Annotated in this window: 18 protein-coding genes; 7 read left to right on the top strand and 11 right to left on the bottom strand. The window is 71.6% G+C overall.

What is annotated here, in order from left to right; all coding sequences use genetic code 11:
• The first annotated feature begins 171 nt into the window (after positions 1-171).
• Complete coding sequence (helR, locus tag ACIBVL_RS11290; RefSeq protein WP_399095563.1) at positions 172-2,400, top strand: RNA polymerase recycling motor ATPase HelR; 2,229 nt, start codon at positions 172-174, stop codon at positions 2,398-2,400.
• Entirely contained in the window at positions 2,387-3,604 is a 1,218-nt protein-coding gene (locus ACIBVL_RS11285) for a cytochrome P450 (protein ID WP_399095560.1), read from the top strand. Before helR ends, ACIBVL_RS11285 begins: the two co-directional genes overlap by 14 nt.
• Positions 3,605-3,646: 42 nt before the next feature.
• Here ACIBVL_RS11285 and ACIBVL_RS11280 read toward each other — a convergent pair whose 3' ends face one another.
• The 3 genes from ACIBVL_RS11280 to ACIBVL_RS11270 form a co-directional block, all read right to left on the bottom strand.
• Positions 3,647-3,895, bottom strand: coding sequence for a hypothetical protein (locus ACIBVL_RS11280; RefSeq protein WP_399095557.1), 249 nt, complete (start codon positions 3,893-3,895; stop codon positions 3,647-3,649).
• Between the two features lie 109 nt (positions 3,896-4,004).
• Positions 4,005-5,582, bottom strand: a complete 1,578-nt coding sequence (locus ACIBVL_RS11275) for an ABC transporter permease (RefSeq protein WP_399095554.1) — start codon at positions 5,580-5,582, stop codon at positions 4,005-4,007.
• Positions 5,582-6,481, bottom strand: coding sequence for an ATP-binding cassette domain-containing protein (locus tag ACIBVL_RS11270; RefSeq protein ID WP_399095551.1), 900 nt, complete (start codon positions 6,479-6,481; stop codon positions 5,582-5,584). The genes ACIBVL_RS11275 and ACIBVL_RS11270 overlap by 1 nt, the downstream gene beginning before the upstream one ends.
• A gap of 73 nt (positions 6,482-6,554) precedes the next feature.
• Between ACIBVL_RS11270 and ACIBVL_RS11265 the strand changes: the two genes are divergently transcribed.
• Complete coding sequence (locus tag ACIBVL_RS11265; protein ID WP_399095548.1) at positions 6,555-7,049, top strand: GbsR/MarR family transcriptional regulator; 495 nt, start codon at positions 6,555-6,557, stop codon at positions 7,047-7,049.
• Positions 7,050-7,099: 50 nt separating this feature from the next.
• Here ACIBVL_RS11265 and ACIBVL_RS11260 read toward each other — a convergent pair whose 3' ends face one another.
• Positions 7,100-8,608, bottom strand: coding sequence for an APC family permease (locus ACIBVL_RS11260; protein ID WP_399095545.1), 1,509 nt, complete (start codon positions 8,606-8,608; stop codon positions 7,100-7,102).
• 148 nt (positions 8,609-8,756) lie between these two features.
• Between ACIBVL_RS11260 and ACIBVL_RS11255 the strand changes: the two genes are divergently transcribed.
• Both ACIBVL_RS11255 and eutC read left to right on the top strand, forming a co-directional pair.
• A complete protein-coding gene (locus tag ACIBVL_RS11255) occupies positions 8,757-10,151 on the top strand; it encodes an ethanolamine ammonia-lyase subunit EutB (RefSeq protein ID WP_399095542.1) in 1,395 nt (464 codons plus the stop codon).
• Positions 10,152-10,195: 44 nt separating this feature from the next.
• A complete protein-coding gene (gene eutC / locus ACIBVL_RS11250; protein ID WP_399095539.1) occupies positions 10,196-10,999 on the top strand; it encodes an ethanolamine ammonia-lyase subunit EutC in 804 nt (267 codons plus the stop codon).
• A 40-nt stretch (positions 11,000-11,039) separates the two neighbouring features.
• On the opposite strand, the gene ACIBVL_RS11245 is transcribed toward eutC, so the two are convergent.
• Entirely contained in the window at positions 11,040-11,909 is an 870-nt protein-coding gene (locus tag ACIBVL_RS11245) for a diacylglycerol kinase (RefSeq protein WP_399095536.1), read from the bottom strand.
• Between the two features lie 221 nt (positions 11,910-12,130).
• Between ACIBVL_RS11245 and ACIBVL_RS11240 the strand changes: the two genes are divergently transcribed.
• Entirely contained in the window at positions 12,131-13,414 is a 1,284-nt protein-coding gene (locus ACIBVL_RS11240) for an adenylosuccinate synthase (protein ID WP_399095533.1), read from the top strand.
• 71 nt (positions 13,415-13,485) lie between these two features.
• On the opposite strand, the gene ACIBVL_RS11235 is transcribed toward ACIBVL_RS11240, so the two are convergent.
• Together ACIBVL_RS11235 and ACIBVL_RS11230 are read right to left on the bottom strand one after the other, a co-directional pair.
• Positions 13,486-14,088 carry an SRPBCC family protein gene (locus tag ACIBVL_RS11235; protein ID WP_399095530.1) on the bottom strand — a complete coding sequence of 201 codons (603 nt, stop codon included), beginning with the start codon at positions 14,086-14,088 and terminating at the stop codon, positions 13,486-13,488.
• A gap of 50 nt (positions 14,089-14,138) precedes the next feature.
• A complete protein-coding gene (locus tag ACIBVL_RS11230) occupies positions 14,139-15,170 on the bottom strand; it encodes a medium chain dehydrogenase/reductase family protein (RefSeq protein WP_399095527.1) in 1,032 nt (343 codons plus the stop codon).
• Positions 15,171-15,272: 102 nt separating this feature from the next.
• Between ACIBVL_RS11230 and ACIBVL_RS11225 the strand changes: the two genes are divergently transcribed.
• Entirely contained in the window at positions 15,273-15,863 is a 591-nt protein-coding gene (locus tag ACIBVL_RS11225) for a TetR/AcrR family transcriptional regulator (RefSeq protein WP_399095524.1), read from the top strand.
• A 343-nt stretch (positions 15,864-16,206) separates the two neighbouring features.
• On the opposite strand, the gene ACIBVL_RS11220 is transcribed toward ACIBVL_RS11225, so the two are convergent.
• The 4 genes from ACIBVL_RS11220 to ACIBVL_RS11205 form a co-directional block, all read right to left on the bottom strand.
• Entirely contained in the window at positions 16,207-16,674 is a 468-nt protein-coding gene (locus ACIBVL_RS11220; RefSeq protein ID WP_399095521.1) for a hypothetical protein, read from the bottom strand.
• Positions 16,675-16,988: 314 nt separating this feature from the next.
• A complete protein-coding gene (locus ACIBVL_RS11215; protein ID WP_399095518.1) occupies positions 16,989-17,276 on the bottom strand; it encodes a hypothetical protein in 288 nt (95 codons plus the stop codon).
• Between the two features lie 536 nt (positions 17,277-17,812).
• Entirely contained in the window at positions 17,813-19,087 is a 1,275-nt protein-coding gene (locus ACIBVL_RS11210; RefSeq protein ID WP_399095515.1) for a hypothetical protein, read from the bottom strand.
• Positions 19,088-19,164: 77 nt separating this feature from the next.
• Positions 19,165-24,111, bottom strand: coding sequence for a ricin-type beta-trefoil lectin domain protein (locus ACIBVL_RS11205; protein WP_399095513.1), 4,947 nt, complete (start codon positions 24,109-24,111; stop codon positions 19,165-19,167).
• Positions 24,112-24,127: the final 16 nt, after the last annotated feature.

Raw genomic sequence — 24,127 nt, 5'->3', positions numbered from 1 at the left:
AAGAGGAGACGAAGAGGAAGACCCACTCCCCGCCACTTTCAACCTATAGCGCACTGGGGGGCTTGCGGCAAGGCCCCCGTCGTGCCGCAGAATCACTGGCCGAGGCCAGATAGCTGCGTAGATGGGGGAGTCGCCACATATGTATGGTTTTGCCGGATCGAGGTCGATGGCGTGAAACCTTTGGCCACCCGCGCGTTCGACCTTCCCGACCATCTCTCCCCGAAGGCCGACCCGGCGCTGATCGGACGCGACGAGCAGCACTTCGCGGCCATCGCGGAAGCCCTCGAGCAGGCGATCGCCGAGGTGTCCGACCGCCTCGATGCCGAGCGCAAGGCGCCCGGCGGCCTGGGGCGGCAGGCGATGGACCGGGACACGGAGATCCACCGGCTGACCGGCCGTCTGCGGGCGCTGCGCCGCTTCGGCCTGGACCTGTGCCTCGGGCACATCGTCAGCGCGGACGACCCCGAGCCCGTGTACATCGGACGACTCGGTCTCACCGACAGTGAGGGCGGTCGGCTGCTTCTCGACTGGCGTTCGCCCGCGGCCGAGCCGTTCTTCGCGGCGACCCACGCCAACCCGATGGGCCTGGCAAGCCGCCGCCGGTACCGCTGGACCCGCGGCCGGATCAGCGACTACTGGGACGAGGTGTTCACCGCCGACGGTCTCGAAGGGCATGCCGCGCTCGACGACCAGTCCGCCTTCATCGCCAGCCTGGGCGGCAACCGGTCGGCCCGGATGCGGGACGTGCTCGCCACCATCCAGGCCGACCAGGACGCCATCATCCGGGCGGGATCCCGCGGCGCTCTCGTCGTCGACGGCGGCCCGGGCACGGGGAAGACCGTCGTCGCCCTGCACCGCTCCGCCCACCTCCTCTACTCCGACCCCCGCCTCGGCCACCGTCGGGGCGGTGTGCTGTTCGTCGGTCCGCACCGGCCCTACCTGGCCTATGTCGCCGATGTCCTCCCCAGCCTGGGAGAGGAGGGTGTGCAGACCTGCACCCTGCGGGACCTCGTCACCGAGGGGGCCGCGGCGGCGGTCGAGGCAGACCCGGAGGTGGCCCGGCTGAAGTCGTCCGCGGCCATGGTGAAGGCGATCGAGAAGGCCGTCAGGTTCTACGAGGAACCGCCCACCGAGGGGATGACGGTCACCATCGACTGGTCCGACGTCTGGCTGAGCGCCGACGACTGGGCCGAGGCCTTCGACGCGGCGGAACCAGGTACTCCGCACAACGAGGCGCGCGAGCAGGTCTGGGAGAAGCTGCTCGCGATCCTGATGGACAAGTACGACGGCGATGTGCCGCCCGACCTGCTCCGCAGATCGCTGCTGCGCGACCGGGAGCTGAACGGCGCCCTCAACCGTGCCTGGCCGCTGCTCGAAGCGGCGGACCTCGTCTCGGACCTGTGGTCGGTGCCCGCCTATCTGCGGATGTGCGCTCCCTGGCTCGGCCCCGACGACGTTCGGAAGCTGCAGCGCGAGGACGCCCAGGCCTGGACGGTGTCCGACCTGCCGCTCCTGGACGCGGCACGACAGCGGCTCGGCGACCCGGAGATGGCCCGGCGCAAGCGTCGGCACGCCGCCGTCATCGCCGCCCAGCGCGAGCGCATGGACCAGGTCGTCGACAACCTGATCCGGGCCGTGGCCGACTCCGGCGCCGACGGTGACGACGGCGAAGGCCTGGTGACGATGCTGCGCGGGGAGGACGCCCGGGTCAGCCTGGTCGACGAGTCCGAACTGATCACCGCCGACCCGGACCTGCTCGCCGGACCGTTCGCGCACATCGTCGTGGACGAGGCCCAGGAACTGACCGACGCGGAGTGGCAGATGCTGTTGCTCCGCTGCCCGTCCCGCAGCTTCACGATCGTCGGGGACCGCGCCCAGGCCCGGCACGGGTTCACGGAGTCGTGGCAGGAACGGCTCGAGCGCATCGGACTCGACCGGATCAGGCTGACCTCTCTGAGCGTCAACTACCGGACACCACAGGAGATCATGGCGGAAGCCGAGCCGGTCATCCGTGCCGCGCTCCCGGACGCCAACGTCCCGACCTCGATCCGCACCAGCGGTGTCCCCGTGGTCCACGGATCCGTCTCGGACCGGGACTCCGTCCTCGACACCTGGCTCGCCGCCCATGCCGAGGGGATCGCCTGTGTCATCGGCGACCCCACGTTCCGGCCGACGCCCCGCGTCCGGTCACTCACCCCGGAGCTGTCGAAGGGGCTCGAGTTCGACCTCGTCGTCCTGATCGACCCGGAGGCGTTCGGCAAGGGCATCGAAGGAGCGGTCGACCACTACGTCGCGATGACCCGAGCGACCCAGCAACTCGTCATCCTCACGAGCCCTCCCAGGACACCCCTGGTCAGCACCCCCGACCACGGGCTAGCGTCCGTTCATGGCAGTAGCTGACGACCTTCGCTTCGACCCCTGGGACCCGGCGTTCCTCGCCGAGCCCTACCCCGCTTACGCCGAGCTGCGGGAGCGGGGTCGGGTGATCTACTACGAGCCGACGGATCAGTGGCTCGTTCCGCGGCACGCCGATGTGTCGGCGTTGCTGCGGGACCGGCGGCTGGGGCGGACGTATCAGCACCGGTTCACGCACGAGGACTTCGGGCGGAGTGCGCCGCCGGCCGAGCACGAGCCGTTTCACACGCTCAACGATCACGGCATGCTGGATCTGGAACCGCCGGACCACACGCGGATCCGGAGGCTGGTGTCGAAGGCGTTCACCCCGCGCACGGTGGAGCAGCTGAAGCCGTATGTGCGGCGGCTCGCGGGGGAGCTGGTGGAGCGGCTGGTGGAGGCGGGCGGGGGTGACCTGCTGAGCGATGTCGCCGAGCCGCTGCCCGTCGCCGTGATCGCCGAGATGCTGGGGATTCCGGAGGCGGACCGTGCGCCGCTGCGGCCCTGGTCCGCGGACATCTGCGGGATGTACGAGCTCAACCCGTCGGAGGAGACGGCCGCCAAGGCGGTGCGGGCCTCCGTCGAGTTCTCCGGGTATCTGCGGGAACTCATCGCCGCCCGGCGCAAGGAACCCGGCGACGACCTCATCTCCGGGCTCATCGCCGCCCACGACGAAGGGGACCGGCTCACCGAGCAGGAGATGATCTCCACGGCCGTGCTGCTGCTCAACGCCGGGCACGAGGCGACCGTCAACGCCACCGTCAACGGGTGGTGGGCCCTCTTCCGCAACCCCGCGCAGCTTGCCGCCCTCCGCGCCGATCACTCGCTCGTCCCCTCCGCCGTCGAGGAGCTGATGCGGTACGACACCCCGCTGCAGCTCTTCGAGCGGTGGGTGCTGGACGAGATCGAGATCGATGGGACCGTCGTGCCCCGGGGGGCCGAGATCGCCATGCTCTTCGGGTCCGCCAATCACGATCCCGCCGTCTTCGACCGGCCCGAGCGGCTCGATCTCGCCCGCGCCGAGAACCCGCACATCTCCTTCAGCGCGGGCATCCACTACTGCATCGGCGCCCCGCTCGCCCGTATCGAGCTCGCCGCGTCCATGACCGCGCTGCTGGAACGGGCCCCCACCCTCGCCCTCGCCGCCGAACCGCAGCGCAAGCCGAACTTCGTGATCCGGGGCCTGGAGGGACTCGGCGTCACCCTTTGACCCGGCTCGGCGTCACCCATCACTCTTCGACCCGGCTCGGCGTCACCCATCACTCTTCGACCCGGCGCGGCGTCGCCCTCTGACGCGGCTGATCACCGCCCAGACGGTCATGCCCGCCACCGTTCCGCCCAGCAGCGCAAGCGGCAGTTGCGCGTAGAGGACGCTGAAGTCCGGGACCTGCTCGAAGCGCCAGAGCCGGGAGCGGACGTCGATCGCCCACACCGCGAGCCCGGCGCCCGCTCCGAGGGCCATGGCCAGACAGCCGACGGCCGCCTGCGTACGTTGTCCCATGCCCGGGATGGACGCGCACGGGGCGCTCCCGGGTTCCCCGCAACGGGCCCGCCCCAGGGTTCCCCCGCCCGGCCCACGCCATGCCGCCCGGGTTTCGCCGAGCCGCCGGTCAGGTGGTCATGTCCCGCCGCCGCAGCCCCGCCAACCCCCCACCCACCAGCGCCACCGCGACAGCCGTCAGCACCCCCACCGGCCCCCAGCCCATCTCCCCGCCCGGCAGCTTCGGCAGGTGGCCGAAGGGGGACAGATCCAGCACCGCCTGCGGAACGTCCAGCGCCGGGCCGATCCACCCGATGAGCAGGACCGCGCCGGCCACCCCCCACGCGGCGGGCGCCAGCCGGGGGGCCGTGCCGTAGAGCAGGACCGCGAGGCCGCCGACCACCCACACGGCCGGGAGTTGCACCAGGCAGGCCGCCAGGATCGGGCCCGCCTCCTTGCCGTGGCCCGCCACGAATCCCAGGCCCGCCAGCAGCATGATGAGGGCCGAGCCGCCGAAGGCGATCAGCAGATGGCCGGCGGCCCAGCGCAGCCGGCCCACCGCACAGGCCAGCACGGGTTCCGCCCAGCCCTTCGTCTCCTCGCCGTACAGCCGCAGCACCGAGGCGACCACGTACAGCGTCGCCACCAGCCCCAGCATGCCGATCATCGCCGCCAGGAACGCCTCCGTCAGGCCCGACTGACCGCCCATGCGCTCGAAGATCTCGCGGGCCCTGTCGTTGTCGGCGACCAGGTCGGCCGCGCCTTCCGTCAGGCCGCCGTAGACGACCCCCGCCAGGAAGAAGCCGACGCTCCAGCCCAGCACACCGCCCCGCTGCAGCCGCCAGGCGAGGGCGGCCGCCGACCCGAGTCGCCCGGACGCCGGCCCCGGGCGGGTGGGCAGGAAGCTCATGCCCACGTCCCGGCGGCCCGCGAGGCCGTACGCCACGGCGGCTTGCACCGCCACCGCCACCGCGAACAGCCCCAGCACCCACCAGCGTTCGTCGGCGAACGCCCGCAGGTTCTCCAGCCAGCCCAGCGGCGACAGCCAGGTCAGGACCGAGGAGCCGTCGTCCTCGGCCGAGTCGCCGGCCGCCCGCAGGACGAACGCCGCGCCCAGCACCGCCGCCGTCAGCCCCCGCGCCAGCCGCGCGCTCTCCGTGAGCTGTGCGACGATCGCCGCCGTCGTGGCGAACAGCATCCCCGCCCCGGCGAGGCCCAGCCCGAGGGCCGCGGCCCCCGCCGCTCCCCGGCCGGCCAGCCCCGCCGTCACCAGCAGGGCCAGCGCGGCGTTCGCGACCCCGGCCGCCAGCAGCGCCGCCGACAGCGACGCGCGCCGGCCCACCGCACCGGATGCGATCAGCTCCGCCCGGCCGCTCTCCTCCTCGTCACGGGTGTGCCGTACGACGATCAGCAGGCTGGTCACCCCGGCGAGCGCGGCCGCGTACACGCCGACCCGCCAGGCCGTGAGGGCGCCGAGGGAGTCGTCGAAGACGGGACCGATCAGCGCGCGCAGGGAGGCGTTGGTGTCCATCTGGCGTCGCAGGTCGGCGCGGTCGGCGGCGGTGCCGTACAGGTTCTCCAGGGTGTTCGGCATGGAGAGGACCATCAGGGTGTTCACGGCCACCCAGACGGGGATCTGCAGGCGGTCGCGGCGCAGCGCGAAGCGCAGGAGGGTGCCGGTGCCGGCGAGGCCGACGAGGGAGGTCATCACGCCGCCACCTCGTCGTCCTGGTAGTGGCGCAGGAACAGCTCCTCCAGCGTCGGCGGCGTCGAGGTCAGGGACCGTACGCCGGACTCCGTCAACGACCGCAGTACGGCGTCGAGTTTGTCGGTGTCGACCTGCAGCCGCACCCGCCTTCCCTGTACGTCGAGGTCGTGGACGCCGGGCAGACCCGCCAAGCCGTTGGGAGAACCGGCCAGTTCGGCCGTCACGCTCGTCCTCGTCAGATGGCGCAGGTCGGCCAGCGAACCCGTCTCCACCGTCCGCCCCCTGCGGATGATGCTGACGCGGTCGCAGAGCTCCTCGACCTCGCTCAGGATGTGCGAGGAGAGCAGGACCGTCCTGCCCCTGGCGCGCTCCTCCTCCACACAGCGCCGGAAGACCTCCTCCATCAGGGGGTCCAGGCCCGACGTCGGCTCGTCCAGGATCAGCAGGTCGACGTCCGAGGCGAACGCGGCCACCAGGGCGACCTTCTGCCGGTTGCCCTTGGAGTACGTGCGGCCCTTCTTGGTGGGATCCAGCTCGAAGCGGTCGATCAGTTCTGCGCGGCGGGCCGGGTCCGGAGCGCCGCCGCGCAGACGGCCGTAGAGATCGATGACCTCGCCGCCGGAGAGGTTGCGCCACAGGGTCACGTCCCCGGGGACGTACGCGATACGGCGGTGCACCTCGACGGCGTCCGCCCACGGGTCGCGGCCGAGGATCTGCGCGGCGCCGGAGTCGGCGCGCAGCAGGCCGAGCAGGACGCGGATGGTGGTGGACTTGCCGGAGCCGTTGGGGCCGAGGAAGCCGTGCACCTCGCCCCTGGTGACCTCCAGGTCCAGCCCGTCGAGCGCCCGTGTGCGGCCGAAGGACTTGTGGAGCCCCGACACGGTGATGGCCTTCGTCATGCCTCAGAACGTACGCTTCTTTCAGAAATTTGTGAAGATAAAGAAGAGTGTGAAGCGACGTTACGATGGGCGCATGAGCGAAACTGCCCGGGACGCGGAGGCCGTGTCGAGATTCGTCGAGTCCTTCGCGGCCCAGCTCGTCGAGGCCGGGATGACGCGGATGCCCGCCCGGGTCTTCGCCGCGCTCCTCTCCTCGGACGAGGGCTCGATGACCTCCGCCGAACTGGGCGAACAGCTGCGGATCAGCCCCGCGGCGGTGTCCGGGGCGGTGCGCTACCTGGCGCAGACGCACATGGTCTCGCGGGAGCGCGAGCCCGGCTCGCGCCGGGAACGCTACCGGGTGCACGGCGACCAGTGGTACGAGGCCCTGACCAACCGCGAAGCCCTCATCAAGCGGTGGGAAGGCGCCCTGCGCGAGGGTGTGGCGAGCCTCGGCGCGAGCACTCCCGCCGGACGCCGCATGGCCGAGACGCTCGCCTTCTTCGAGTTCGTCGAGGGCGAGGTCTCGGCCATGATGGAGCGCTGGCGGGTCCACCGCCAACAGATCTTCGGTGACCAGGACCTGTAGGACCTGCTGGACCCGTCGGGCCTGTTGGGCCTGTAGGACCTGTCCGGGACCTACCGCTCCTTGGTCTCCTCCAGCACCGTGCGGCCCAGCAGCAGGTACTTCTCGGGTGAGCGCTTCTTGAGGTACTGGGCGTAGGCGACGCCCGCCACCGCGATCAGGGCGACGATCCACGGGGTCGCCTTCAGCACCAGCGAGCCGGACTCCGTACCGGCCGCGGCGCTCATGTTGGACACCAGCAGCGCCACCACCGCGAGCATCGCGACACCGCCGACGAGCGGGGCGGCGAAGGTCTTGAACCAGTGCCGGCTCTCGGGGTGGTGGGAGCGGAAGTACACCAGCACCGCGAAGGAGCAGACGGCCTGGACGACGAGGATCGCCATCGTGCCGAGGATCGCGAGCAGGACGTACGTGCCGGTGTACGGATCCTTGCCGGCCGCCCAGAACGCGAGGAGCAGGACCGCCGTGACGACCGTCTGGACCAGGCCCGCGATGTGCGGGGAGCCGTGCCGGGCGTGGGTGCGGCCGACGCTGCGCTGCAGGGCCGGAAGGACCCCTTCACGGCCCAGGGCGTACATGTAGCGGGCCGCGCAGTTGTGGAAGGCCATGCCGCAGGCGAGCGAGCCGGTGATCATCAGCCACTGCATGACGACGACCGCCCAGTGGCCGACGTACTGCTCGGTGGGGGTGAAGAAGAGGGCCAGCGGGTCGGCGGTGGCGACCTTCACGGCCCGCGACTCGCCGGTGCCGGAGATGGCCATCCAGGAGACGAAGACGTAGAAGACGCCGACGCCCAGCACGGAGATCATCGTCGCCTTGGGGATGATCTTCTTCGGGTTGCGGGACTCCTCGCCGTACATCGCCGTCGACTCGAACCCGACCCACGACCAGAAGGCGAAGAAGAGGCCGAGCCCGGCGGACGTGCCCTTGAAGGCGTTGACCGGGTTGACCGGGTCGAGGCCGAAGCCGTCCGGCCCGCCGCCGTGGAAGGCGACCGAGACCGCCATCGCCGCCAGGATCGTCACCTCGGTGGCGAGCAGCACGACGAGCAGCTTCTCGGCGACGGAGACGCCGAACCAGGTGCCCGTCGCGTTGACGGCGAGCATCAGGACGGCGAACGCCCACCACGGGATGTGCAGCCCCGTCTGGTCCTTCAGGGTCGTCGTGGCGAACGTCGAGAAGATGCCGATGAGCGCCGGCTCGAACACGACGTACGCGAAGGTGGCGAGCAGGCCGGACGCGAGGCCGATCGAGCGGCCGAGGCCGTAGGAGATGAAGCCGTAGAAGGCGCCGGTGGAGGTGATGTGCTTCGCCATCGAGGTGAAGCCGACGGCAAAGATTGCCAGGACGACCATTGCGACGAGGTAGCTCGCCGGTGCCCCGATGCCGTTGCCCGCCGACACCATGAAGGGCACGTTGCCCGTCATCGCGGTGATCGGCGCCGCCGTCGCCACAGCCATGAAGACCACGCCCAGCAGGCCCACGGCATTGGGTTTGAGCCGGTGCACCGTGCCGCCGTCGCCTGTCTTCGCCGCCGGGACGAGTCCCTCGTCCACTGCCATCGGGTGGCCCCTCTCCTTGCCCGTCCACTACGTGCTGGACCGGAACTCTGTAGCCCGAATGAGTCGAGCAAGGGTCTCGGGGCGTTAAATACTTGTCAACCAGACCTTTAGAAATCTGGCGGCAACACGCGGCTCGTACGGTCACCGCATGAGCGTCTACACGTCCACCCTCGGCGGCGAGCGGCACCGCTTCGGCTCCCTGGCCCGCCTCCTCGCCGCCGCGAGCCCCGAACGCTCCGGCGACCGTCTCGCCGGCCTCGCGGCCCGTACGGCCCGGGAGCGGGTCGCGGCGCGCTGGGCGCTCGCGGAGGTCCCGCTGACCGACTTCCTCACCGAGCCCCTCGTCCCGTACGAGGACGACGACGTCACCCGGCTCATCCTCGACACCCACGACCGGACCGCCTTCGCGCCGGTCGCGTCGATGACGGTCGGGGAACTGCGCGAGTGGCTGCTGTCGGAGGCGGCGGACACGGCGGCGCTGGCCGCGCTCGCGCCCGGGCTGACACCGGAGATGACCGCGGCGGTGTCGAAACTGATGGGGAACGCGGACCTGGTCGCGGTGGCGCGGAAGGTGCGGGTGGTGACCGCCTTCCGCTCGACGATCGGCCTTCCCGGACGCCTGGCGACCCGCCTCCAGCCCAACCACCCCACCGACGACCCGGCGGGCGTGGCGGCCGCCCTGCTGGACGGGCTGCTGCTCGGCTCCGGGGACGCGGTGATCGGCATCAACCCGGCGACCGACAGCCCGAAGGCCGTACGGGACCTGCTGGAACTGCTGGACGGGGTGATCGGCCGCTACGCCATCCCCACCCAGTCCTGCGTCCTCTGCCACGTCACGACGAGCGTGGACCTGATGGAACGGGGGGCGCCCGTCGACCTCGTCTTCCAGTCCATCGCCGGCACCCAGGCCGCGAACGCCTCCTTCGGCGTGACCCTCGGTCTGCTCGACGAGGCGTACGAGGCGGCGCGGGCGCTGGGCAGGGGGACCGTCGGCCACAACGTCATGTACTTCGAGACCGGCCAGGGCAGCGCGCTGTCGGCGGACGCGCATCACGGCGTGGACCAGCAGACGGTGGAGGCACGGGCGTACGCGGTGGCGCGCCGCTACGACCCCCTCCTGGTGAACACGGTCGTCGGCTTCATCGGCCCCGAATACCTCTACGACGGCCGCCAGATCCTCCGCGCCGCCCTCGAGGACCACTTCTGCGGCAAGCTGCTCGGCCTGCCCATGGGCCTGGACATCTGCTACACCAACCACGCCGACGCCGATGACGACGACATCGCCACCATGCTGACGATGCTCGGCGTGGCGGGGGCGTCCTTCGTGATCTGCACCCCGGGCGGCGACGACATCATGCTCAACTACCAGTCGGCCTCCTACCACGACGCCCTCTACCTCCGGGAGGTGCTGGGCCTGCGCCCGGCGCCGGAATTCGAGGCGTGGCTGGACTCGATCGGCCTGCTGGACGAGCGGGGCGGCGTCCGCGAGGTGTCCGGTACGGCGCACCCGCTGACGGCCATCGGACGGGAGCTGGCGGCATGACGGACGTACCGGTTCTCAAGGGCGATCGGACGGAGGCCGGCCCCATGACGGACCCACCCGTGCGGAACGGTGAGCGGACGGGGGCCGCCGGTCTGCCGGACGCGGCCGGGCCGAACGCCGACCTGTGGCCGGCGCTGCGCCGCCGCACCCAGGCCCGTATCGGCCTCGGCCGGGCCGGCAGCGCGCTGCCCACCCGGCACCGACTGGAGCTCCAGGCGGCGCACGCCGCCGCGCGGGACGCGGTGCACTCGCCGTTCCGGCCGGACACGGTGGCGGCGGCGCTGCCCGGCATGCCGACGGTACGGGTCCGCAGTGCCGCCCCCGACCGCCTCACCTACCTCCAGCGCCCCGACCTGGGCCGGCGGCTGCATCCCACCGACCGGGCGCATCTGCCCGTGGGCGAGTGGGACATCGTCTTCGTGATCGCCGACGGGCTCTCCAGCCGTGCGGTGCACGAGCACGCGGCAGCGCTGGTCCGGGAGACGGCGGAACGTCTCGGCGCCGGCTGGCGGATCGCGCCGGTGGTGCTGGCCGAGCAGGCGAGGGTGGCCCTCGGCGACGACGTGGCGGCGGCGATGGGCGCGGAGTCCGTCGTGGTCCTGGTCGGCGAACGCCCCGGCATGTCGGCGGCGGACTCCCTGGGCGCGTACCTGACGTACCGGCCCCGGCCGGGCGTCACGACGGACGCCGACCGCAACTGCCTCTCCAACATCCGCCCGCCGCTCGGCCTGTCGTACGAGGTGGCGGCGGGGAAACTGGCCGCGCTGACGGGTCGGGCCCGGGAGCTGGGGGTCACGGGGGTGGGCCTGAAGGACGACGAGGCCCTGCCCGGGCAGGTGGAGACGTAACCGGCTTGGGCGGCCACGCAACGCGTAGGACGACTTCCGCTCACCGCCCCGCCGGCAGCACCAACCCCAACGCCCCCTCCCGGACCACCCACGTCCGTCTCCGCACCGGCCCCGCCACGGCCGCGTCCGCGCGGTAGCGGAAGTCGGCCCCGGCGACCGTCACCGTGCGCCCCCTTGCCTCCAGCTGTGCCGCCTCCGCGCCCACCGACAGGGGGCGGACCACGACCTCCGCCACCCCGGACGTGCCCGGGGTCACCGACACCTCCTCCACCGGCTGGTCCAGGTCGACCAGCGTCACCCCGTCCACCTCGACCCGCAGCCGGGCCGGCCCGGGCGGGGGAGCGGCCGGGCCGGGGCGAGGCGGGCGGGAGGGGACCAGGGTGCGGACGAGGGACTGCAACCAGGGGCGCCCGGCCGCCGCCGCCTCCGCCTCCCGCTCCCGCTCCTGTTCCTGTTCCTGCTCGGTGAGCTGCAGCGGTGGTATCCGCAGTGCGCCCAGCACCACCCCGTCACTGTCGTCCACCAGCACGTCCAGCCGCCGCTCGGAACCGTCCAGGACCGCCCGCGCGGCCGCGACGGCCCCCGTCGGGATCCCCAGGGCGTGGGCGACGCCCAGGACCGGTCCCACCGGCACCATCGACAGCACACATCCGGCCAGCTCCCGCTGCCGGTGCAGCAGCGAGACCGCCCGCATCAGCGCACGGTCGTCACCGACCACCACCGGCCGCCGCGAACCCCGCCGCGCCAGCATCCGGGCGAATTCCTCCGGGTCTTCCGGAAGACAGACCTTCGTACTCGCCGCACCGGCGCTGAGCACGTCTTTCGCGATCCGTACGGACTCCCCGTCCGTCCTCCGGGCGACCGGATCGATGATCACCAGCAGCTGGTCCGGCGTCGCGAAAGTCGCCACCTCGGTCCTGCCTCGCTTCCTCGGGTAGCATCTTTGTGCAAGAGCCCCTTGCGCTATTGCGCCAGGGGCTTCGTCTATTCCGGGGCATCCGGGTCCGACGGTGTGCGGCCGAAGACGGTCGCGGTGCGACCAACGGCGGTCGCGGTGCACGCGGTGGTGGAAAGCGCCTCCGCGTACGCCCCTGACCTTGGACATGCCCCACCCGGAAGGGGTGTACGCGCGTGCCCGCACTTGTGCTGCTCGGTGCTCAGTGGGGTGACGAAGGCAAGGGAAAGGCCACCGACCTGCTCGGTGGCTCGGTGGACTACGTAGTGCGCTATCAGGGCGGCAACAACGCCGGCCACACGGTCGTCGTCGGTGACCAGAAGTACGCACTCCACCTCCTCCCTTCCGGAATCCTGTCTCCTGGATGTACGCCGGTCATCGGAAACGGTGTCGTCGTCGACCCGTCGGTCCTGCTCTCCGAGCTGAGCGGTCTGAACGAACGCGGCGTCGACACGTCGAAGCTTCTGATCAGCGGCAACGCGCACATCATCACGCCCTACAACGTCACTGTCGACAAGGTGACGGAACGCTTCCTCGGAAAGCGCAAGATCGGCACCACCGGGCGCGGGATCGGTCCGACTTATGCGGACAAGATCAACCGGGTCGGCATCCGCGTCCAGGACCTCTACGACGAGTCGATCCTCACCCAGAAGGTGGAGGCGGCTCTCGACGCCAAGAATCAGCTGCTGACCAAGCTGTACAACCGCCGCGCGATCGCCGTCGACCAGGTCGTCGAGGAACTGCTGGGCTACGCGGAGAAGCTCGCTCCGTACGTCACGGACACGGTCCTGGTCCTCAACCAGGCGCTGGAGCAGGACAAGGTCGTCCTCTTCGAGGGCGGCCAGGGCACGCTCCTCGACATCGACCACGGCACGTACCCCTTCGTCACCTCGTCCAACCCGACCGCGGGCGGCGCCTGCACGGGCGCGGGCGTGGGTCCGACGAAGATCAGCCGGGTCATCGGCATCCTGAAGGCCTACACGACTCGCGTCGGCTCGGGGCCCTTCCCGACCGAGCTCTTCGACGAGGACGGCGAGGCCCTGCGCCGCATCGGCGGCGAGCGGGGCGTGACGACCGGCCGTGACCGCCGCTGCGGCTGGTTCGACGCGGTCATCGCGCGGTACGCGACCCGGGTCAACGGCCTGACCGACTTCTTCCTCACCAAGCTCGACGTCCTCACCGGCTGGGAGCAGATCCCGGTCTGCGTCGCCTACGAGATCGACGGCAAGCGCGTCGAGGAACTCCCGTACTCGCAGAGCGACTTCCACCACGCGAAGCCGGTCTACGAGACCCTCCCGGGCTGGTCGGAGGACATCACCAAGGCCAAGTCGTTCTCCGACCTCCCGAAGAACGCCCAGAACTACGTCAAGGCCCTGGAGGAGATGTCCGGCGCCCCGATCTCCGCGATCGGCGTCGGCCCGGGCCGGGACGAGACGATCGAGATCAACTCCTTCCTCTGATCGTCCCCTCGCACGCGCCTGTGCCCCTGACCGGCGACCTCGGTCAGGGGCACAGGCGCGTCGGCAGGGTGTCAGGCGCGGGCTTCGGCGGCGCTCTTGAGGTCGCGCAGCCATGCCTCCAGGCCCGCGCCGAGGGCCGCGGTCGCGGCGGGGACGTCGGCCTCGACCTGGGCGCCGGTCCAGGTCTCCTCCGTGTGCACGCGGACACCGCCCCGGACCTTCTCGAAGGTCCACAGATGTACGCCGTTGTCGATGCGCAGCCCCTCGCCGACGGCCGGACCGTCCCACAGCACGCAGCGGCCCGGCCGGAGCTGTCGGACGGTCGAGACGATGTCCAGCGTGGTGGCGGGCGCGGGGGTCGTCCACCGGAACGCCGAACCCTTCCGGAGAGGCCCGCGGGGGTCGAGGCGCTCGGCGGTCAGGACGGGCGGCTGCCAGGACGGCCAGTGCGCCACGTCGGTCTGCAGCTTCCACACGGTGCTCAGCGGCGCGTCGATGACGATGTCGGTGGCGTAGCGGATACGGGCCGAGGCGTCGACGCCGTCCCCGCGGCACGTGGTGGTGGCCGGCGTGTGGGCGGTGGCGGCACCGGCGCCCGGTGCGCCGGCGGCGAGGGCGGCGGCGAGGGCGAGGGCGAGCGGCAGCGTGCGAGCGGCCGTGGACTTCCAGGACATGGTCTTCCTCCGGGGCGGGCGATGCGGTGGGGGCGAGGGGGGGTGGGGCGCTACGGGTTCAGGACGACCTTCCCGGCGACCGTGCCCGACTCGGCCAGCCGCAGGGCGTCGGCGGCCCGGGTGAGCGGCAGTTCGGCCGCGATCCGTGCCGTGACCTCGCCGCGCTGGAGGGCCGCGAAGACCTGCGTGAGGTCGGCGCGCAGCCGGGCCCGGAAGCGGTTCCTGGCCAGGGCCCGTCCCGCCCAGACGTTGAAGAAGTAGGCGCGGCGGCGGTTGGGCAGCGCGTTCCACAGCCACACCCGGCCGAGTAGCTTCAGCACGGGCGCCTGCTTGGAGCCCTCGGCGTCCCGGGTGGCGGCACTGCCGTACGAGACGAGGGTGCCGCCGGGCGCGAGGAGCCGCCAGGAGTCGACGATGCCCCGGCCGCCGACGTGGTCGAAGACGGCGTCCACACCGCCGGGGGCGAGGGCGCGGATGCGCGCGGCGAGGTCCTGGGCGCGGTAGTCGACCGGGGTCACGCCCTGCTCGCGCAGCGCGTCGTGGTGGCGTGCGGACGCGGTGCCGATCACCCGGGCGCCGGCCGCCCGGGCGAGTTGGACCAGGACCGAGCCGACGCCGCCGTTGGCGCCGTACACGACGACCGTCTGCCCGGCGCGGACGCGTGCCTTGCGGTGCAGCATCTGCCAGGCCGTGACGCCGTTGACCACCAGGGTCTCCGCCTCGGCCGCGCCGACGCCCTCGGGCACCGCCACCACGTCCGCCGCGTCGACGACCACGTGACTGGCCCACCCGCCGACCTTCAGCAGCGCGGCCACCCTGAGGCCGGCCAGGCCCGGGTCGACACCTGGGCCGGTCGTCAGGACGGTGCCGACCAGGTCGTAGCCCGGCACGAACGGGAACGGCGGCTGGTCGTAGTAGCGGCCGCGGCGCATCTGCTGCTCGGCGAAGGAGACGCCGGTGGCCTCCATCCGCACCACGATCCGCCCGGGGCCCGGGACGGGAACGGTTCCCTGCCGAATCTGGAGCCCCTCCGGCTCGACCTTGCCCGGCAGCACTACCTCGACGAGTCGTTCGGCGTTCATGACGGCCTCCTGGCACGAGTTTGTTACTGGCTTTCGTGTTCGTTAGAAGTTATAACTCGCCGAGAAGGCGAGTGTCAATAACTTCAGTGATAGCCTCTAACCATGACGGAGACGGAGAGTGCGAAGACCCCGCGCGAGCGCTACCGGGCCCAGGTGCGCGCGGAGGTCAAGGAGCGGGCGTGGGAACAGATCGCCACGGCGGGAGCGTCCGCGCTCTCCCTCAACGCGATCGCCAAGAACATGGGGATGAGCGGCCCCGCGCTGTACCGCTACTTCGCGAGCCGCGACGAGCTGATCACCGAGCTGGTCAGGGACGCGTACCGCAGCCTCGCGGACACGTTCCGCGCGGTGGCCGAGCGGTCGGGCCGGCCCGACCTGGCCGCCCTCGCGCACGCCCTGCGCGACTGGGCCCTGGCCGACCCCCACCGTTACTTCCTCGTCTACGGCACCCCGATCCCGGGCTACCACGCCCCCGAGGACACCACGGTGATCACGCGCGAGATCATGGCGGTCCTCCTCGCCGCGCTGCCGGAGTCCGACGCCCCGCCGAGCCCCTTCGACCGTGCGCTGAGCTTCTGGACCCGCACGCACGGCGTGCTGTCCCTCGAGCTGGCCGGCCACTTCCACGGCATGGACTTCGACCCGGCCCAGCTCTTCGCGTCGGAAGTGGACGGCCTGCGCCAGGAGTCCTAAGAGGTCGTTTTCACCTGATTTGCGTCGCTTCACGCGTCACGGTTGAGCGCTCGTGCCCCTCTGTTTCGGGCCCCTGTACAGGGAGGCGCGAGGGAAACGCGCGGCAAATCCCCCACCGCCTGGAACGCCGAGCCGGGCCGCGCTGCGGCGCGCCGGAATGGTGCCGGCCATTGCGGGTATCGCGGTCGGAGCGGCGACCGGAACGGCGAGTGCCGACGGGACCGACGGCCGGTACAAGCTGTGTTCCAACGGCACCTATGTGTACGACGACGGCGGCCGGGAACAGGACAGTGCCCGCCCCGCCTTACCACGGCGGGGCGGGCACTGCCTTTGTTTCAGTGTTTCAGATGGTGGCCCAGAGCTGCTTCTCGGGGTCGTCGGCGCGGTAGTTGAAGCTGACCTCTCCCGTGTTCCAGCCCGTGAGGTTCAGAAGGCCGTCGACCGGCCTGATCTTGACACGGTTTCCGCCCACGGGAATGAAGCCCATGTTCTGGCCGTAGTCCTCGGTAGTGCACGGGGACAGATAGGGCGAGCTTCCGATCATGTCGTGGTTCCAGTCCAGGCACATCCCGGTGGCCACGTTCTTGAGTATCCCGTCGCCCTCCGCCGGCTCCCACTTGGCCCGGGAGTCGCAGTTGCCCTGACGGACGGTGCGGTCGGAGTTGCCCACGAGGCAGCGGCCGCTTTCCACGTTCTGCAGGGTGTACTGCTGACCCGCCGCATGGGCGGGCACCGCCGCGAGCACCGCCGAAACGGCCGCACCCACCAGCGCGACGTTCATCAGGGCGCCGAACCTCGTCTTCACCGTCATATGGCTCTTCCGTCGTGATCTCTGCCCGGCGCTCCCGGGAGAGCCGCCGGCAGCCGTTTCCGCTTCCGCGTCGCCCCGCGTGTCAGGCGTGGGCGTTCATGGCTTCTACGACGGATCGGCCGGGCCGGTTCGAACGTGCCCGGGCACCGGCCCGGGGGCCGCACCGGCGGGGCGGGGGCTCACCCGGCGCCGTAACTGATCACCACCGGTTGCGGCTGGTGACGCGGGTTCTCTCATCCCCTCACGCGCGCACGCCGCCCAAAGCCAGGGCGACGGCCCTGGGGCCTCGGGCGGCATGCGCGCTCTCGAGTGGGTCAGCCCACCGTGTTCGCTATCTCACTCGGGGTGAGCTCCGAGATGGGGGTCGGCACGGAGATGGGGATCGACTTGTGGACCGGGCTCGGGGTGGAGACCGGGCTCGGGGTGGAGGTGTGCACCGGGACCGGGGTGGAGGTGTGCACCGGGACCGGAGTGGAGACGGGGGTCGGGGTCGGGGTCGCGGCCGAGGCGACGCCGCCCATGCCCACGGCGGCCAGGGCGGTTCCGGCGGTGAGGGTGAACATCATGCGGCGGTTCTGCGTGATCTTCCGGTGCTTCGACAACGGTCTTCCTTTGCCTAGAGCTACGGGCTGCCACCTTCTGGCGGAAGCCCTGGTGCAAGAGGAGTACGGGAGCAGGTCCGGGCAGGTTGCACAGCGCCGTCACGAAATATCTGCCCGGCAGCCATGCAACCTGCAGGGACCAGATCCACGTATGCGTGAGGGGGGAGCCATGAGCGTGGCGGAAGGCCGTACGAGTTAAGGAAGTGATCCGGAATAAAGAGTTCCGGGTTCGCCGAGGGTGGGGAGTTGGCGGTCCGCGCCTCACCTAGCCGCTCCAGGGGCGGCAACAGCCGATACAAGCTGTCGGCGAAGACGAGAACGGCCCACGGCCTCCGCCGCGGTCACCGCGGGGCACAGCACGCGTTCGGTGCCCGTCCGACGGCACGCCTCGACGAGCGCGCCCGCCCATGGCGGCTCCCGCACCCGTGATCACCGTGCGGGTGTCGGACCCCGCCTGGACCGTGGTCTGACGCCCAGCACCACCCGGCGCCCACACGGCAGGATCGTTGTCCGGTGCAAGGCATGGAAGCGCTTGGCTAATGCCCCGGGCCGGTCAGGGAGGCGATGTGGGGCCGGCTGTGGCCGAAGGCGTCACCGAGGGCGGTGAGGCGGGCCACACGTTCTTCGGTCAGCGGTACCGAGTACGCGCTCAGGGTCCGCAGCAGAAGGCGGAAACCGAGGTCGGGGTCGACTCGGCCGGTGACCTGTTCCAGTACGGGGACGGCCTGGTCCGACAGCGCGAACCACGGGCTGGTGTCGGCGCCGTACCAGGGGCTGTCGCGCACCGCGGCCGTCACCGCGGGGGCGACATCCCGCAGTTCCCGCAGGACCGGGTCCCGCAGCTCCATGGCGGCCGGAGCGGGGGCGGCGGGCGTGAAGCCGGGGTCGGTCAGCCGAAGGCACTCCCCGCAGATGTCCGTGATCCGGCGCAGCCAGGGCCGTACGCCGCCCTGCTCGTCGAGGTCGTAACCCCGGTACGTCGTCACCTGCCAGAGCGTCGTCAGGGTGCCGTCCGACAACGGAGAGCCCAGCAGCCGCGAGGTGTCCTGGAGGAGAGCGAACGCGGCCACGCCCGGTACGAGCCCCACCTGGTCGGTGGCGACGCCGCGGACTCCTTCGTCGACCGTGTACGCGTGCTGCCACAGATCGCCGTGGAAACGGCCGACGACGGCCGAGAACCCGAAGTCGAACTCGAACCGCCGCCGCACCGAGGCGTCGTCGAAGCGCGGCCAGCGCACGGCGAGCCCCTCGGGGACCAGCCGCCCCGGGTAACCGAACGCGCCGGCGATCGCCTGGTAGCGGTCGTAGTCCGCCAGGCCGACCGGCACCGCGTACGCCTTCAGCACCCGCAGGAACAGCCGGAATCCCAGATCCGCGTCCACTTCGGCGACGACGCGCGCCAGTGCGGGGACGGGGACGGTCCCGCTCCCTGCCGGTGTGCCGGTGACGGCCTGCACTTCGGCGAGTACGGCCTCTCTCATGGCGTTCTCGTCCACGGCGACCGTCGGGGGAGTGCCCGGGCCGGGTTCGAGGACATCGGCGGCGATCTCCTCCTCGCACCGCTCGACGACACCGCACAACCGGGAACGCGGATCCGCCCCGGGATCCCGGCGACCTCCCGAGGCGGCGAGCCACACGGCGCGCAGGACCTCGTCCGGGAGGGACGACTCCAGCAGCAGCCGTGCGTCGTCCCGGAGGGCGCGGGCCTCGTCGGCGTCGCCCGACAGCTCCGCCGCGGGATCGGCCGTGAGCAGACTGAGCCCGAAGTCCCCGTCGAAGTTCCAATGGCGCGCCTCGCGCTGTTCTGACATGCGTTTCCTCGCACAGCGCCGGGGGCGACCGGTGACCCGGTCGCCCCCGGCAGTCGGACGACTACGACGAAGGCTGATCAGCCGGCCAGGTACGACGTGTAGACGACGTAACCCGGCGGGTGCTGACGTCCCGTGTACCGCAGCTGAATCACCACCTTATTTCCGGCGTCGACCCCCTGCTCACCGTTGCGCACCCACTTCAGGCCGAGGTTCTCGGCGTCCTTGAGGGTCCAGGTGATCTCCTTCAGATCGGTTCTGGGATCGAAGTACCCGCGGTCGTTGTTCTTGCCGAACTTGTTCCGCATCTTGGTCAGCCAGCTGTCCAGGCCCTTCGGGTTGCGGGCGATCCACTGCTGGAACGCCTCGTTGACCGATTTCTCGGCGATCGCGGCGCTGTTCCACCGCGTGGCGATGCCGGACGTGCTGTTCTCCGCCTTCTGGGCCATCTTCACGTCGTCGGGATCGACGTGGTCCGCCTTCGTGTGGGCCCCGCCGATCCCGTTGGCCTCGTCGTCGAGGATCTTCAGGCAGTTGTGGACGAGGACGTCCGCCGAGGTGACGCCCTGGGCGCGCACGAAGAAGGTGTGCAGGTCGTCCACCGTGAGGTCGAAGACCTCCGCCCGGCCCGGGCGGTCGGTCAGCGCCGTCACGGCGTTCCAGGTGCCGTCCGGTGCCCGCAGCCGGTCGCCCACCACGAGGTCCGCGACCGTGGTCCAGCCGCGGCCGTCGACGTAGAAGCGGTGGCCCCGGGTGCTGGTGAGCAGACCGCCGTGCACGGCGATCTCCGTCATACGGTCCGTGTCGTGCCGGAAGGTGTCGGTCACCGGCTCCGGCCGCAGCCGCCCCGTCCCGGGGTCGGCGGCGAGAACCAGGTCGCCCTCCCTGACCTCCCGGATCGCCCTGCGGGTCCCGTCACCCATCAGCACCTGGGTGTCGCCCGGGAAGCTGTTCCGCTTGCAGACCGTGACCGCGTCCTCGTAGACGCGGATGCTGTCCTCGATCTTCGCCAGCGTCGCCGGGTCTATGTCGTCCAGCGCCTTGAGGGCCTTGAACGCGTCCTCGATCCCGACCCCGGTCTTCAGCGCGACGTTCAGCGCGCGAAGGGCCTCGGCGGCCTTCGTGAAGACCTTGCCCGGGATGAAGTTGGACGCGAACCACGCGCAGCCGACCTTGTCGCCGTGGTAGCAGCGGACGGCGTCGCCCAGCACCACCTCGTACAGCACCGCGCCGAGCGTGTCCCCGAAGAGCGCCTGCCAGCCCATCCGGGTGATGTCACCGGCGGTGAAGTGGTGGGTCCACTCCTGCTTCTGGTTCTTGAGCACCTCCGTCCTGAGGAAGACGGTGTCCTCCTGCGGGCAGCCGGATTCGGTGGCCGGGACGTCGGGGTTGTCGCAGAAGTAGTAGCTGACCGTGACGTCGACGTGCAGTTCGTACGTCACCGTGCAGCCCTGCAACGTGTAGTCGCACAGGTTGAGCTGCTTGGCCGGCGCCGCCTCGGCGATCTTGTCGATGATGTAGAAGACACCGCCGACACCGGTTCCGGCGCCCGCCTGCACCTGCCCGTTCGCCTCGCCGCGCTCGGCCTGGTCGGCCGCCTGCTGGGCGGACTCGGCGTAGGCCTGGGCGTCCTTCGCCGCCTGTTCGGCGGCGGTGGCCTCGGCGTCGGCACGATCGGCCGCCGCTCGGGCGTCCTTGGCGGCCTGCTCGGCCTCGGAGGCGGCCGCGCGGGCGGCTTCGGCGTCCAGGGCGGCCTGGTCGGCGGAGGAGCGGGCCTCGGACGCGTAGTTCTCGGCGCGGCCCGCCGCCCGGTCGGCGGCTGCCGCGTCCACGCCCGCCTGCCGGTCGTACTCGATGGCCCGGGCCAGCGAGGACTGCGCGTCGGCGGCGTACTGGGCTGCCTCGGCGGCGTAACCCAGCGCCTCCTTCGCCGACTTGCGGGCGGCGGCGGCGAAGGAGGCGGCCTCCGCGGCCAGCGTGTACGCCGCCTTCGCGTCGCCGGTCGCCGCCGCGGCCAGGCTCGCCGCCTGGTCGGCGTTCTTCTGGGCGTTGGCGGCGTGCGCCTCGGCCACGGCCTGCTGCTGTTCGGCGATCGTCTTCGACGACTGGCCGGTCAGGACGACCAGACCGGCGGCGGAGTCGGTGTCGACGTACGGGGAGCCGAGCTGGACCGCGTCGTTGGCCGGAGCGGCGACCTGCTGCGCCGAGGCACCGGCGTCCGCCGCGGCCTGCGCGGTGGTGTAGGCGTGGCCGGCCGCGTCGGCCGCCGACGCGACCGCCTTGACGGACTCGGTCTTCGCCGCGTCGGCCTGGGCCTTGGCGTTCGCCGCGTTCTTGTCCGCGTCGTCCGCGAGCTTCACGGCCGTACGGGCGGCTGAGGCGGCGGTCTGCGACGCCTTGATCGCGTCCGCGGCCGCGCTGGTCGCCGTGCGCACCGCCGCGTCCGCCTTCAGCTTGGCGGCCTGCGCCGCGTCGGCGTCGGAACGGGCCCGCTCGGCGGCGGCCTCCGCGCGGGTGGCGGCGGCGTCCGCGTCGGCCGCGGCCTGGGTGGCGGCGTTCGCTTCCGCTCGCGCGGAACTCGCCGCCGCTTCCGCGTCGTCGGCCGCCTTGTCGGCCTGGTTCGCCGCCGCCCGGGAGGCCTGGGCGTCGGAGTCGGAGTCGTGGGCCTCGGCGTAGGCGTCCTTGGCGTCGGCCTTGGCGCGGGCCGCGTTGGCCTTGCTCTCGGCGTCCCAGGCGTCGTCGCGCTTGCCCTTGGCCCGGTCCCGGGCGGCCTCGGCGTCCTGGCGCTTGGCGCGCGCGGTGGACTCGGCGGTCTCCGCCCGGCCCTTGGCCTCCGTGGCGGCCGTCGCATAGCCCTGGGCGTTCTGCTTGTGCCGGGCGGCCTCGGCCTGCTTGGCGGCGGCGGTCTCCTGCTCCGCCTTCGCGGTGGCCTCCTCCGCCTCCGCGTCCAGCCGCTTGGCATGCGCCTCCGCGGCGGCGGCCTTCGCGTCCGCCTCCGCCTTCCGCGTCTCGGCGAGCTTGGTCTTCGCGAGATCCCGGGCGGCCTTGGCGGTCTGCGCCTGTACGGCGGCCGCGTCGGCGGCGGCCTTCGCCTGGGCGCGGGCCTCGTTCGCGGCGGCCGTACGGAACGCCGCCTTCGACTGGGCGGCCTGGGTCAACGCCCGGGCGGCGACGGTCGCACTGTCACCGGCGGCGGCGCGGGTCGCGGCGTACGCCGTGTCACCGGCCTTGGCCAGAGCGTCCAGGGCAGCCGCGGACGCCTTGGTGACCTGCGCCTTCTGCTGACCCGTCAGCAGACCCCGGCCGCGCGGGGCGCCCGCCTTGTCCGCGACGGCGTACGCCGCCTGCGTCGCCGCGTCGGAATCGGTCGCGGCCTTCTTCGCCGCGGCGGCCTGCGCCTTGATCAGGTCGAGCTGCTTCTTCGACTCCGCCTGCGCATCCGCGATGCCCTTCTTCGCCTTGTCGAACTGCGCCTTCGTCGGGTAGTCGAGGTCGCCCGTGCCGGCGTGCTCGGAGGCCACGATGTCGAACTGCTGCGGGGCCTTGCCCGTGCAGTCCCACATGCGTCCGTCACGGCCGTTGGTGTAGTCCGCCAGGTCCAGGCAGTTGGCCGTACCCGGGTTGTAGAGCCGGCTCGTGCCGTGGGTGCCGTACTCCCAGCTCTGCGAGGCGCTGAAGTCGCAGGTGGAGATCTGTACGGCCGTACCGTTGGCGCTCGCGCCGCCCTTGACGGCCAGGCACTTGCCCGAGTTGGGGTTGTAGAGACGGGCGCCGGAGATCTGCCACTTCTGCCCGACGCCGCCGTTGCAGGTGGAGATCTGCACGGGCGTGCCGTTGTCCTTCTTCGCGCCCGTCACTTCGAGGCACTTGTCGGTGGCCCCGTGCGCGTGGATCACGAACGGGCTGTCACCGATCCAGCCGGGACCGCCGGCCGACCACCAGTCCTGCCAGCGGGTGAGGTGATCGGCGATCCAGGACTGGCCGAGCATCTCACCCAGCGCGGCGGCGCCGGTGGCCAGGGACTTCGTGGCGTCCTTGCTCGCACTGAGGATCTGGTTGCGCTGGGTGGCCTGCCCGGCGATCTCCTGCTGCCACTCGGCCGACGCCGCGGAGACCTCCTTGCCCAGGACCTTGTTCGGGTCGGCGGGGCTGTGCCAGTCGCAGGAGGCGAACCGGGTCTTCAGGTCCTCCGCGGCGATGCGGTACTCGACGCTGCCCGGCTCGGGCGCCGTGCGCGGGAAACCGCCCGAGGAGAGGAAGATCCGGGCGTCGTCGGCCCACTGCGGGTGCATGAAGACGCGGTCTTCGAAGGCGTTCTTCTCCGCCAGCGCACGGCTCCACTCGGCCGACGGAAGGCTGGGGTCGGGGGACTTGCCGTAGAGCGGCGTGCCGAGGTCGGTGACGGCCTTGGCCGTCGCGTCGTCGGCCTTCGGGGTCGGGTCCGCGTAGTAGTCGCCCTCGGCCTTCCACCACTGGGCGCCCAGCCACGGCGTGATGCCGACCTGCTGGAAGTAGTTCTCACCCCGTCCGGCGAGGCCCGGCGGGTCCGTGAAGTCGGCGATGCTCTGGAAGCCGCCGGGGTCGGAGAGGCCGGAGAGGGCCTTCTTCCATTCACCGAGCCGCGCGTACAGGTCGATCTTGTCGATGTCGTCGCGGTCCTTCTGGAACGCGGTGCTCAGCGCTGTTTCGTTCCAGTAGTGGCGGTCCGCCGCGGTGTGCAGCCCGTCCGGGGTCTGGTTCAGCCCGTCCTGTGCGACGCCGTACATGGCGGGGCCGCCCATCCGCAGCACCTCGGTCATCAGGCACTGGTCCTGACGGAGTTGCTCGGCGGCCTTGGCGTCGAAGCCGTCGTAGCTGTCGCCGGTTGCGGCCGCGGGGGCCATGTCGTCGGCCGCGTACCGGCCGAGCAGGTCCGGCTGGACGGCGAGGCCGCCGAGCAGGGCCGCTGCGACGGCGGACGTCAGCAGTGTCGTGAGTGGTCCGGACCGTGCTGATCCGGGTCTGATGAACCCTCGTTTCGGGCGCAAGGAAGCATCCCCTTCA

This window comes from Streptomyces sp. NPDC049687 (assembly GCF_044465285.1).
Taxonomy (GTDB): Bacteria; Actinomycetota; Actinomycetes; order Streptomycetales; family Streptomycetaceae; genus Streptomyces.
The sequence above is the reverse complement of the archived record's forward strand: the minus strand, read 5'-3'. Positions and strand labels throughout refer to the sequence as shown.